The sequence below is a fragment of the Halopseudomonas sp. 4NH20-0008 genome, assembly GCF_057548395.1.
The window spans coordinates 63,814-76,139 of the sequence record NZ_BAAJMD010000001.1; the positions used below are offsets into that span (position 1 = coordinate 63,814).

8 protein-coding genes are annotated in these 12,326 nt (G+C 57.3%); 2 read left to right on the top strand and 6 right to left on the bottom strand.

The genetic code is table 11. From position 1 onward, the window contains the following. Positions 1–335: 335 nt before the first annotated feature. Positions 336–2,756, bottom strand: a complete 2,421-nt coding sequence (locus AC27HQ_RS00255; RefSeq protein ID WP_487153814.1) for a Lon protease family protein — start codon at positions 2,754–2,756, stop codon at positions 336–338. 154 nt (positions 2,757–2,910) lie between these two features. Here AC27HQ_RS00255 and AC27HQ_RS00260 point away from each other — a divergent pair, with 154 nt between their 5' ends. Beyond that, complete coding sequence (locus AC27HQ_RS00260) at positions 2,911–4,419, top strand: amidase (protein WP_487153815.1); 1,509 nt, start codon at positions 2,911–2,913, stop codon at positions 4,417–4,419. Between the two features lie 231 nt (positions 4,420–4,650). On the opposite strand, the gene AC27HQ_RS00265 is transcribed toward AC27HQ_RS00260, so the two are convergent. The 4 genes from AC27HQ_RS00265 to AC27HQ_RS00280 all read right to left on the bottom strand — a co-directional run bounded on the left by AC27HQ_RS00265 (position 4,651) and on the right by AC27HQ_RS00280 (position 10,311). After that, complete coding sequence (locus tag AC27HQ_RS00265) at positions 4,651–5,523, bottom strand: uroporphyrinogen-III synthase (RefSeq protein ID WP_487153816.1); 873 nt, start codon at positions 5,521–5,523, stop codon at positions 4,651–4,653. A gap of 131 nt (positions 5,524–5,654) precedes the next feature. Further along, positions 5,655–7,109, bottom strand: a complete 1,455-nt coding sequence (locus AC27HQ_RS00270) for a DUF3336 domain-containing protein (protein WP_487153817.1) — start codon at positions 7,107–7,109, stop codon at positions 5,655–5,657. 57 nt (positions 7,110–7,166) lie between these two features. Further along, the gene (locus AC27HQ_RS00275) at positions 7,167–8,834 is read right to left on the bottom strand and encodes a wax ester/triacylglycerol synthase family O-acyltransferase (protein ID WP_487153818.1); all 1,668 of its coding nucleotides are present in this window, start codon (positions 8,832–8,834) and stop codon (positions 7,167–7,169) included. Positions 8,835–9,243: 409 nt separating this feature from the next. Beyond that, entirely contained in the window at positions 9,244–10,311 is a 1,068-nt protein-coding gene (locus AC27HQ_RS00280) for a calcium/sodium antiporter (protein WP_487153819.1), read from the bottom strand. 213 nt (positions 10,312–10,524) lie between these two features. Between AC27HQ_RS00280 and AC27HQ_RS00285 the strand changes: the two genes are divergently transcribed. Further along, positions 10,525–11,622 carry a DUF2855 family protein gene (locus AC27HQ_RS00285; RefSeq protein WP_487153820.1) on the top strand — a complete coding sequence of 366 codons (1,098 nt, stop codon included), beginning with the start codon at positions 10,525–10,527 and terminating at the stop codon, positions 11,620–11,622. A gap of 63 nt (positions 11,623–11,685) precedes the next feature. Here AC27HQ_RS00285 and AC27HQ_RS00290 read toward each other — a convergent pair whose 3' ends face one another. Beyond that, positions 11,686–12,324, bottom strand: a complete 639-nt coding sequence (locus AC27HQ_RS00290; protein ID WP_487153821.1) for a PIN domain-containing protein — start codon at positions 12,322–12,324, stop codon at positions 11,686–11,688. Positions 12,325–12,326 lie beyond the last annotated feature (2 nt).

Genomic DNA, 12,326 nt, shown 5'->3' on the forward strand with positions numbered 1-12,326 from the left:
CAGCACTGGCATAATGACAAAGGCGCCAACCAGGGCAAGTGCTGCACCCAACTGGTGAAAAAACCACCAGCTTTAGAGAACTCAAACAGACCTCCCCCCAATCAGCTGCAGCAGGCTATTTGCCTGCCCTGCACCTATATACAAGGTCAAGCATTAAAAGCCTTTTATTTTACTTCCCACGCTCTTGACAAGCGGGCAGCAGTGACGAAGCCCTGTAGCTTGCTCACAAAAAGTGTGGATAACTCTGTGGGCAAACGCGGGAAACATCGCCCTGTGCTGTTCGCTACGGGGCCTGCGTTGGACTGCTCAGCAACTGATCAAAAAAGACCCCAGAGTCATTCTTTTTCCGCACTGGTCGCAGCCTCGGGCTCATCGTCACGATCACGCTCGGCAATCTCCTGTAACCGCGCCACGACCCGCGCATTGATCGTACCCTCGGGGAAACTGCCCTGCACATCCGCCCTACCCGGTTCATGGTCGGCCAACAGGCCAAGCGCCTGGTCAACGTGACTGACCGCATAAACGTTAAACAGGCCGGATTTCACTGCATCCAACACACGCCCATCGAGCATCAGATTCGGTACATTCGAGCGCGGAATGATCGCACCTTGCTCACCGGTCAGGCCACGCGCCTCACACAGGCGGAAAAAGCCCTCGATTTTCTCGTTTACTCCGCCCACGGCCTGTACTTCACCAAACTGGTTGATTGAGCCGGTAATGGCAAAGCCCTGTTTCAGCGGCGTACGTGATAGGGCGGAAATCAGCGCACAGACTTCACCCAGTGAGGCACTGTCGCCATCGACATAACCATAGGACTGCTCAAGGGCGATGCTGGCGGAAATTTCCAACGGGAAATTTTGCGCGTAGCGGCTGCCAAGATAACCCGTAAGAATCATCACACCCTTGGAGTGGATTGGCTGCCCCAGATTAACCTCGCGCTCGATATCGACAATGCCGCTGCCACCGGGATATACCGTGGCGCTGATCCGGGCCGGCACGCCAAACACGGAATCGCCCACCTCAAGCACGGTCAGACCATTACATTTTCCGACTTCGGCTCCCTGGGTATCAATCAGGATAACGCCGGACAGCATGTCCTCGCGGATGCGAGAACTGACGCGTCCGGTACGCGCTTCCTTGGCCAACAAGGCGCGCTCGATATGCGCCGTATCAATCAGCGCATCACCCGCCAATTGGCGGGTAAAGTCCGCCTCGGCAACCAACTGGAAAATATCACTGATACGCGCCGACAGCCGCTGCTGATGCTCGGCCAGGCGGGCACTGTGGGTCAGTACCCGAGCCACTGCTGCTGCGGTCAGGGGCGCCAGCCCCTCTTCGGAGGTACGGGTTTTCAACAGCTGCGCCATACCCTCTATGCTGTCTGCGGTACGCGGCAGATCCTCATCGAAGTCGACCAGAACACGGAACATTTCCTGAAAGTCCGGATCCAGATCCTGCAAGGTGTAATACAGATTGCGCGAACCGATGATCACCACCTTGACCGCCAGCGGAATAACCTCCGGGTTCAGTGTCACCGTAGTCAATCGACCCATATCGGCCCAGGGCGATTCCATTTTCAGTTCACGTGAATGCAAGGCGCGTTTCAGCGCCTCCCAGACAAAGGGCTCACCAAGCAGCTTTTCTGCTTCCAATACCAGATAGCCACCATTGGCTCGGTGCAGCGCACCGGGGCGGATATGCCGATAACTGGTCACCAGCGCACCCTGTTCGGAGCTGTATTCAATACGTCCGAACAGGTTGTCATAGGACGGATGCGGTTCGTGTACCACCGGCGCACCACCGCTGTCAGGGTGCCCCACAACCAAGCTCGGCGCGTATTGCTCGGTCAACAACTGCTTTCTGTAGGCATCAGGACGCTGTTCCAGCAGACGCTCATCTACCAGTTGATCAACTACCGTCTTCAAAAGATTGTTTCGTACGGCCTCAAGATAATCACAGACGCCCTGGTTACCACTGTAACGTTCAAACAAGGGCTCAAGGATCGGTTGGATAGCCTCAGTGATGGTCTGATCATTGAGTTCGCGCATCTGGTTGCCGGTTTCACGCTTCCATTGCGGCAAGCTCGACAGCGCTTCATTCAGAAATTCTTCGAGCACGGCAATATCCACATGGAAACGCTCACGCTCATCCTCTGGCAGTTGCGCAAACTCTGCTTCATCCAGCGCCTTGCCTTCCTTCATCGGGGTAAAGGCAATATTCTGGGCATCGCGGTAGACGGCGATATTCTTTTCCAGTGCCTTGCGCTCGACCGAGTCTATGGCGCGGTCATAACGCTGATTGAAACCGCGGTCGATAGCGCTTTTCTTCTGCTGGAAGGCCGGGTGCTCGAACACCGCAGGAAAGGTGGCCATCAGATTGTCAATCAGCTTTTCAATATCCGCCAGCAGGCTGCCCGCCGTACCCGGTGACAAACCTAACACCTTGGGTTCGCGCGGTTCCTCAAAGTGATTGACGTAAACATAATCCTGCGGAGTGATCTGGCGCTTGGCCTCGGCCTTGAGGTAACGCATCACATAGGAAAAACGACCGGTGCCAGGTTCACCCATGACAAACACGTTGTAACCCGGCCGGTGCATGGCCACACCAAACTGCATGGCCTGGACCGCACGGTCCTGCCCGAGAATACCGCGAAAGGGCTCAAGCTCATCCGTCGTAGTGAAGCCCAGGCTGTCCAGATCGATGGGCATGGTCAGTTGCTCGGGCTTGAGCTTCAGTGCCTCGGTATTCTTGGTCATCAAACATCCTTGATGGGGCGGGTAAGACGGGTATTGTTGCCCTGCCAATGCAATGTGACAAGGGGCAAAGCTTGGATAGCCGCTGGTTCAGGCTCAGCAATTGGATTAGAGTATTTACTCAGCCAAACAAGACCAACAATAAGGACTGCCCCGCATGACCCTCAGCCTTAATGACTATCAGCGCAGTGACGCGACTGCTCTGGCTGCACATGTTGCCTCTGGCGAGACCAGTGCCAGTGAGCTGCTTGACCATGCCATCAGCCAGTACCATCGGCTAAACCCCCAACTGAACGCCGTATGTCAGCCGATGTTCGAGATCGCGCGTGAACGCATCAAACAGCCACTCATTGGACCGCTGGCGGGTGTCCCTCTGCTGATCAAGGATGCTATTCAGGACTATGCTGGTCTACCCACAGGGGCCGGCAGCAAGGTCTTCAGCCGGATTCCGGCGCAGCGCCACTCGCATATCGTGCAACGCCTGCTGGATGCCGGTGCGGTGATCATGGGCAAGACCAATACCCCGGAGCTGGCCCTCAAGGGCGTCACCGACCCTCAGGCTTTTGGCCCCAGCCGCAACCCCTGGAACACCGCCCATACCACCGGTGGCTCCAGTGGCGGATCGGCGGCAGCGGTCGCCGCCGGCATGGTCCCCATGGCTGGCGCAAACGACGGGGGTGGGTCGATCCGTATCCCCGCCGCCTGCTGCGGTCTGTTTGGCCTGCGACCCAGTCGCGGACGCGTCTCGGTCGGTCCGGCGCATGGCGAAATCTGGGAAGGCGCATCCAGTGACCTAGTGCTTACCCGCTCAGTACGTGACGCCGCATTGGCCCTGGATCTGCTCTCCGGGGCCAATCCGGGCGACCCCTTTGTTATTGCCGGCCCCGAGGACAGTTTTCGTCAACTCGCGCAACGCCCTCCGGGCGTATTGCGTATCGGCTACAGCGCCCGATCACCGGTTGATACGCCGGTGCATCCAGAGGCAATCAAAGCGCTGGAAAGCGCTGTTGCGCTGCTGCGTTCATTGGGCCATGAGCTGGTTGAAGCCGAGCCCGACTATGACGGCCAGGCGCTGGCGCGCTGTTACCTGAATATGTACTTCGGCCAGGTCGCGGCTACCCTGGATCAGGCCCGCGAGATGGGTGCCCGAGATGACGAGTTTGAACTATTGACCCGCACGCTGGCCGCCTTTGGCCGCGCCATGGACAGCGCTACCTACATCAACAGTCACCGCCAGTGGAATCTGTTCAGCCAGGCCTTGGGCAACTTTTACCAACAACATGACCTGTTCCTGACCCCGACCCTGGCGCATCCGCCGATTCGCCATGAACGCGGCAACCTGCCGGCGCAGCAGGAAAAGCTCTTGGGTTGGCTGCTGAATACCGGCATTCTGCCGCTGCTGGCACGCTGGGGTGCACTGGATAACATGGCCAGCGACATGGCGCGCAAAAACCTGACCTATGTGCCCTTTACCCAATTGGCCAACCTGACCGGCACACCGGCCATGAGCGTACCGCTGTACTGGACCGCCGATGGTCTGCCGTTGGGCGTGCAACTCTGTGGCCCGAGCGGCAGTGAAGCCAGGCTACTGCAACTGGCCAGCCAACTGGAACAGGCACAACCCTGGGCAGACAAATGGCCGGCCATGGCAAAGCTGCCTGAATAGGGTGCTGGATTAAACGCCCCCGGGAGGCACTGAGTTCCACCTCGGCCCAAAGCGCAGCGGCTGACTCAGCGTGTCGAGATGGAACTCGACACTCCCAGGTAAAGGTTCATCCCCCAATCTCCGCGCAGTATCCCCGTGGCCGGGCTGTACTTCGGCCAACCAGGTAGGAGCGGTCGCCTGACCGCGAAGAACCTCTTCGCGGCGGGGCCGGCGCTCCTACCAGACGGTGGTCTAGCCGTTGGCATCCTGGTCTGAATCGCTATCTTCAGCGCCAGGCCGGCCAAACGCCCTGACCAACTCACGGACCAAAGGCTTCATGAAGAAGCTCGACTCCGGCATCAGATCTACCTGCACGCCACGCGCCCGCAACTCATCCGCTACCACGGGCCCCACGGCGGCCACACACAACCTGCCCAACGCCGTTACCAATGCGGGCTCGCCACAGACACGCTTGCCAATCTGGAACAGCCGTCTGACCTGTGTCGCGCTGGTGAAGGCAATGGCATCCAGACTCTGGCCCAGCACGCTGGCCACCAGCGCTTCAACCTGAGCGTCCTCGACATCATCGGCATACACATAGGGCGCCACACAATCAACCTCGGCGCCAGCGGCAGTGAGAAAGTCCACCAAAAGATGGTTTGGCTCGGTGCCATACAACTGCACCGCTATTTTGCGGCCCTGCAGATTTTCACTTTGCAGAGTACGTATCACGCCCTCGGTGGTGGGTTCCAGAGCAACAAGATCAGCCTTGAGGCCAATGGTGCGCAGAGCCGCACCCGGTTTGGGTCCGCGGGTCAGCTTGCGTACTTGCGACAAGCGAGCAATAAAATCCGGCTTGAGCGGGCCACCAGCGCGTTCGGCAGTACCCAGCAGACGCCGCAATCCCTCACCCGTCAACAGAATCAGATCATCCACAGGCTGTTCTATAAAGCGCTGCAACCAGGCCAGAACCGGCTGTTGGTCTGGCGCATCATGGATGGAAACCAACGGGCAGCGCAGCACGGTGGCGCCACGCTTGATCAGCATATCGGCAAACAGATCGAGTTCACGGCTTTCCGGCAGCGCAATATGGCGGCTAGACAGGGGCAGGTCATCAGAGGTCATGGGCATGATCACAAAACGGGTCAGCCGTCATTGTGCGTCCCACCGCTGCGCATTGGAAGCGCAGATCAAAGATAACAGCCTGGGCAGCTGTCAGACGCCTGAGCGGCGCCGAACAGCCATCCCGGTCTGTGCTATTTCTCCCAACCACGACCATGGACAATGTTGTCCAGCGTGCAGCTGATGGCGGTGCAGTTACGGACCATCTCGATCTTCTCCCAGGTCGCCCGCTCGCCCTCGTGCAACAGACGGTGCATGGCTTCACGTGAGGGAGGCGCCAGCAAACGCAGGGGGTGGTCCCAGCGATTGCGCAGGAAGATATTGATGTCGGCCGTATATTCCTGGCGCAGTACACCGTATGTCAAATGCTGCATCAGACTGATCACCGGCGACTTGATGCGGATATTGTCGCGACTGAAGCGCATGGCTTCGGCCGTGGTGATCTTCAGAAAACGCATCTGATAGTTATACAGCGTGCGCAACGGATTGGGCTGCGCATCCGGATCCGGCGTAATGGCCAGCGCCGCCGGGTTGGTCATGCTTGAAATAAAGTGATTGACGCCGAACAGTCGCGCCAGGCGTTTGGCCGGCAGATCGTCAGCAAAAGAGCCATCAATCCACTTCAGATCAGGCAGATAGGGCACGGTTTCACCCTTGGCATTGCGGCACATCAGGGTCACCGGCGGATAAATGCCATAGATGGCGCAGGAGGCCATGACCGCCGAGTGAATCAATACGTTTGGCGAAGTGACCGCATTCAGCAGGCGAGGCGCTTGCTTGGGAGACAGCCCGGTCACTGTAATATTCAGCTTGCGGCCTGTCAGCTCAAAGGCCTCTTGAAAAGTAATATCCGGAATGATCTTGGTCAGATAATCGCGCAGGTTATCGGCATCCATGCGCGGGTGACCGTTACCAAACAGCGACAGAGTCGGACGGATCTTCTCGGCCACGTCCGCTTCATGGTGCAGCGCATCCAGGCTCAAGCGTTCACGCAACTCTTCGTCCGGATGGGTACAGGCAGTAGCCGCCAGAATGGAGCCGGCACTGGAGCCGGAAATGATTTCCGGCAACAGGCCCTGATCGAACAGGGCCTTCAATACACCCGCATGGAAAAAACCGAGCACCGCACCACCACTGAGCATCAAGGCCGAGCGACCATAGCAATGGCTGGCGCGCAGGAAAAAGTCCTGTTTTTCCTCCAGTGAAATGATGCTCTCATCCACTTCATTCAAGTCATTCAAGGCACCACAGATTTCCTTGATGTACTGACTGATCAGATTCTTGGTGCCCAGCTTGGCCTTGTTGTACAGCGAGGGTTTGCCCATACCGCCAAGATTGCCGTGAATACCCTCATTCAGGACAAACAGCAGATCGTGGTACTCGCGGCGAAATCGCAAGTCACGGATGCGATCCAGCCGGGTTCGGATTGCCCGATAATCATAACTCTCACAGGCGTCATTCTGCTTCCAGTCATCCAGACCGTTCTCATGATCGTAGGCTGAGGCCAGTTCGGCCCAGTCTTCGTAACACTCCGCCTCTTCCATGTCCCGGAGTAACTGCTTGGTCTGATTTCGCTGAAAAAGTTTCATGACAACCTCGATATGTCAGGGGCGCTCCGAAGAACGCCCGGGATGATTCCTCTTGCCTCAGCCTTTGCTCGTTGGCACCACGGCAAACTGCGCCTCACTGTTTGCTGCCGGCTCTGCAGCTGCCAGCTTGTCGCTCTGCACTGCTGCTTTGGCACTTGCTGGACCTGAAGATACCTTGCGTTTGGCGGCTGCACTGCTGCGCGCCGGTTTTTTCGCCACCGGCTTGCTTGCGACATCCCCTTTTTTCTCTTCGGCAGCGGGCAACGCTTTGCTGCTCTCGCGCTCGGCGGACTGACGCATGGCTTGCTCATAGGCCTCTACCAGGGTCAGAAACTCCTGCGTAGACTCCTCAAGAAAGCCGATATACCTATCCATATCCGGCATCACCTTGCGGTCCGCCAATACGCCGACATTCAACTTGTCGTAAATACCCGTCATGCCATGACTGATCGCCACACCATCGGAGATCGGTACCAGCGGGAACACCTGATTGACCTTGGCACCGGCAAAATACTTCGGCGCCATACCCGGAATACCCGGTACGTTGGTGGTCACGGTATTAATCAGCGGGAAACGACCAGCCAGACGCGACTTGTTCTGTGCCCAGGCGCCAAGGGCGCGCATGTAGGCCGGCACCATATCGCCTGCGGCATTGGTCAGGTCGCAAAGCACTTCCTTGGCCAGCGGAATGCCGCGTTCGGTGCGCCGATGAACGGCAATCAGACGCTCGACCGGATCCTCAAGATCCGTACCGATACCGATGTACATCGCGGATATCAGATTACCGCAGTCCTTGCGCGCCTCATCCGGACGAATCGACACCGGGCACATGGAGACAAGTGACTCGGCAGGCAGTTGCTTGTGGAAACTCAGGTAGCGACGAAGTCCACCGGCAATGATGGCGATGATCACATCATTCATACTGGACCCCGGACTCAACACACGCATGCGCTTCAGATCGCTGATATTCCAGATATGCACGCCATAGGATCGGTGCGGAGTAATAGCCGTATTGAAAATGGTATTGGGCACCCGCTTCTGATCCGGCTTGGCATCAGAACGCAGGCGCCGCGCCAACTCGATGCTTTTGCGCGAAAATACCGCGCCCGCCTTCAGCGTACGCAGTGCCTGACCCATCATGCGCGGCGCAGTGCGGGCCCACATTTCCAAACGGGTTGGTGCCCGCTCGGCCACTTCAACCCGGTCACGGCGACCATACTCATGGGAGAAGGTATCCTCCCAAAGGGCCGTGGTCAGCTCGAGACCCGCCTTGCCATCAACATAGGCATGATGGAAGCGAATCAGTACCGCGAAACTACCGGGCGGGACCCCTTCGACATTGTTGACCCCCTCGATAATGTAGATTTCCCAGGGCGCGCGCTCCATATCCACGCTGCGCGACATGGTCCGCGCGGTAAAAATGCACAGCTGCCGCCAGTCGCCGGGCTGCGGCAGCCCAACGTGGCGCACATGGTATTCAAGGTCAAAGTTTTCATCATCCAGCCAGTACGGATCATCCAGCTGGAAAGGGGCCTGCTCGAGGCGGCGACGGAAATACGAGGTGGTATTCAGACGGTCCCCGACGTATTGAAGAATGTCCTTGTGGCGAACCAGCCCACCGGGTGCCGTGCTCTGGTCACAGAGCCACAGACTGCCGATCATCATCGGCTGATTGGGGCTTTCAAAATAGTAGAAATGCGAATCCATGGGCGTCAGTTGTTTCATTGGAACAGTCCTCGTTCGCCAAGGTGGGTGTAGAGTCAGGCAGCATGAACAAAGGCTATGATTGCCTCTTAAAGATCGATGTGTATTGACCCTGATCAAGGTCACACAGCAATAAAATCAGGCATTGCACAAAGCCGACGGCATATCACGCCATCCCGAGCTTGAGACACAAATTAATAATGCAATTATATGACCAATAGGTCACGAAATCAGATATTTTTTATGTCAGAACCACAGGATGTGACCCAGCTAACACCGGGCAGCCGCTCTACAATGCACGGCGCAGCGAAGAGCAAAGGTATGATGAAAACCTGTTTGAACGAATCCAAAAACCCCTTGCAGACCAATCAATGCACCAAAAAAGCGCACCAATTAATAAGCAAGGGGTGCAAGTGCGCGCGAGAGGTGCTCAGCTTTTACCCGACGCGTTGCGCAGCCGGTCACGCAGCAGAATCAACACCAGGGTAACGGCCGTTAACGGCAGCAGGTAAAAGACCACGGCACTGCCCAGCCCAGGCAGACTATTGGCTGTGCCGCTGGTCACTACATGCAAGGTGTAGAGCATGAAGTAGCCGAGAAATAACAAAGCCTCCCAGCGACCGATACGCATGCCGCTGATAAAAATAGGCAGGCAGGCTATCGCGACAGCCAACATGACCAACAGGTCAAAGCGTAAAACCGCCTCGCTGACGACCACCCCGGCTGGGGCTACCAGTGCAGCCAAACCCAGCACCGCTAAAAGGTTAAAGATATTACTGCCGATCACATTACCGACGGCTATATCTCGCTGACCACGAATACTGGCCATGACCGAGGTTGCCACCTCTGGCAGCGAGGTGCCGGCAGCCACTATGGTCAGTGCCACGACTCGCTCGGAGACGCCGAAGCTCAGCGCCATACTGACCGCACCATTGACCAGCCATCGCGCGCCCAGTACCAACATGACCAGACCAATTATTATCCACAATGCGTTAAGCCATAACGGCGCAGCAGCCTCATCTTCAGGCAAGTCGTCGGCCTGGTTCTCGCGGCGACTGCTGATGATCAGAAAGGCTGTGTACGCAAGAATCAGCACAAACAACAAAGCGCCATCCAGGCGACCCAGACGGCCATCAAGGGCCAGAAGCAGAACCAGAAAACTGGCGCCGATCATGATCGGCACATCCAGGCGGATCAACTGACGCGACACCACCAAGGGCGCAATCAAGGCGGACAAACCGAGAATGAACAACACGTTGAAGATATTGCTGCCAACGACGTTACCCAGCGCAATATCACCTTGGCCTGACACCGACGCATTGACGCTTACCGCCATTTCCGGCGCACTGGTACCAAACGCGACCACAGTCAGACCAATCACCAGCGGCGAAATCCGGAAGCTTGCAGCGACCCGTGCGGCGCCCTTGACCAGCAGCTCGGCACCGACCACCAGCAACACCAGACCAACAACAAAGAGCACTAACACCATCATTGACATGATACTCACCCCTCCCCGGGGCATAAGCAGGGTACGTTGCAGGACCAATCTAGCATGCGTGATGAATGGCTATAAGGGGGCTATGACCTTTATCTCAGTACTATCTCGCCGCCCGTTATCAATCACCATTATGCCCATGATTAAACACAGACCCGGGCGCTGAATTCAGGCAGGATAAGAGCTCTGACATAAGCCCACTCGGAGGCCATGACCATGACCAGCAGCCGCTTTGTTGTCGACCAGAACAATCTGGAACAGTGCATAACCCAGGCATTACCTGATATCCAGGCCGACGACCTGAGTGAAGGTGAAGTCTTGCTCAAGGTCGATAGTGCTGCCTTCACCGCCAACAACATCACCTACGCGGCGCTTGGCAAACGCTTCAAATATTGGGACTTCTTCCCGGCCGACGCCCCCTGGGGACAGATTCCAGTCTGGGGCTTTGCCGATGTCAGTGCCTCGCGCCACCCTGAGATCAGCGTCGGCAGTCGGGTCTATGGTTACCTGCCCATGGCCAGCCAGTTGCGTGTATTACCCGGCAGGGTCAGCCAGAGCAGTTTTGTTGACACCTCGGCACACCGCACGCATCTGGCCTTGGCCTACAACCAGTATGTGTTTACCGCCACAGACCCGGCTTACCAGCCACAATACGAAGCCCTGCAAATGCTGCTGCGCCCGTTACTGCTGACCTCCTTTTTGCTGGATGACTTTCTGGCCGAAAACGCCTTCTTCGGCGCCGACCAGATCATCCTCACCAGCGCCTCAAGCAAGACCGCCCTGGGTCTGGCCTTTATGCTCCAGCACCAGCGTAGTCAGCGCGGCAAACCCCTGACTATCACCGCACTGACCTCCAGCGGTAACTGCGCCTTTGTCGAGTCACTGGGTTATTACGACAAGGTTGTCAGCTACGATGCGATCAGCAGTCTGGATGCCAATCAATTGTCTGTTTCGGTCGACTTTGCCGGCAATGGCCAGGTACTGGCGGACATTCATCAGCACTTTGCCGATAACCTGCGTTTCAGTTCGCTGGTGGGCGCCGCCCATTGGGATCAGCGAGGGGGTGACAAGAAATTGCCGGGACCGGCCGCCGAGGTGTTCTTCGCCCCCGGCTATTGGGAGACGCGCGGCAAAGAATTGGGCAATGCCGAATTGATGCAGCGTTTCGCCCGGCTCTGGGCGCCGCTGGTCGGCTCAGTGGCAAAATGGATGAAGGTTAATGAAGTACGCGGAGAACAGGCCATCGCCAAGGCTTATCTGGATACACTGACAGGCAGTATCAGCCCGGAACAAGGCACTATCATGCGTTTTTAATGATACTCAGAGCAGGCCGGACGGACCTTCAGGTTCCGTCCGGCTCTTCGTTTGCCATGGCTATCAGCTGTCTGCCAACTGGCTTATTACCGCATCGTCGTATAGCGCGCGACCCTGCTCGATACGCACCGCACCGACGCGCAAAAGGGCTTCATAGACAATCCCCGCCTTGACCGGCTGCAGCTTGAACTTGTTGTTGACACTGTTACGCAGGCTGTCCTGACGCGCCGGACGGTTGCGACTGTAGCGCAGCAGATGCTGGGCATAGAGCCGCACCGACTCATCCATTTCGTCAGCGCTTTCGGCATCCGCCTTCTGTGAGCCAACGCGCTCGGCTGAGCGACCCTGGCTGCGTAGCAGGCCAATGGTATGGTCCAGATCACTGTCGTTGGAGACAATCACAAAGTGCGCATCCTCCGGCAACTCATGCATCAACATACCGGCAAAAAAACAGATACCAAAGTCCGCCGCATTCTTGCCGGTCTGTTCCATCTTGTGAATGGTCAGTTTTTCCGAATTGATCGCTTGGGCCAGTGGCACCAGCCAGTCCAGCGGCACCTTGGGGCCGCGCTGGGCATAACAGATGATCACCCGATCAAAGTGCTCCAGACTCCTGGGCAAATTATTCAGGTGATGCGGGCAATTCTCCAGGTCAAGCAACAACACGCTGGCTGGCGTTCGATCCGCGCCGGTCTCGGTCATGC

Bases quoted from the DNA above. Each gene is read 5' to 3' on its own strand.
- AC27HQ_RS00265 (WP_487153816.1), bottom strand. From the start codon at position 5,523: ATGACCTCTGATGACCTGCCCCTGTCTAGCCGCCATATTGCGCTGCCG.
- AC27HQ_RS00260 (WP_487153815.1), top strand. From the start codon at position 2,911: ATGACCCTCAGCCTTAATGACTATCAGCGCAGTGACGCGACTGCTCTG.
- AC27HQ_RS00255 (WP_487153814.1), bottom strand. From the start codon at position 2,756: ATGACCAAGAATACCGAGGCACTGAAGCTCAAGCCCGAGCAACTGACC.
- AC27HQ_RS00275 (WP_487153818.1), bottom strand. From the start codon at position 8,834: ATGAAACAACTGACGCCCATGGATTCGCATTTCTACTATTTTGAAAGC.
- AC27HQ_RS00280 (WP_487153819.1), bottom strand. From the start codon at position 10,311: ATGTCAATGATGGTGTTAGTGCTCTTTGTTGTTGGTCTGGTGTTGCTG.
- AC27HQ_RS00285 (WP_487153820.1), top strand. From the start codon at position 10,525: ATGACCAGCAGCCGCTTTGTTGTCGACCAGAACAATCTGGAACAGTGC.
- AC27HQ_RS00290 (WP_487153821.1), bottom strand. From the start codon at position 12,324: ATGACCGAGACCGGCGCGGATCGAACGCCAGCCAGCGTGTTGTTGCTT.
- AC27HQ_RS00270 (WP_487153817.1), bottom strand. From the start codon at position 7,109: ATGAAACTTTTTCAGCGAAATCAGACCAAGCAGTTACTCCGGGACATG.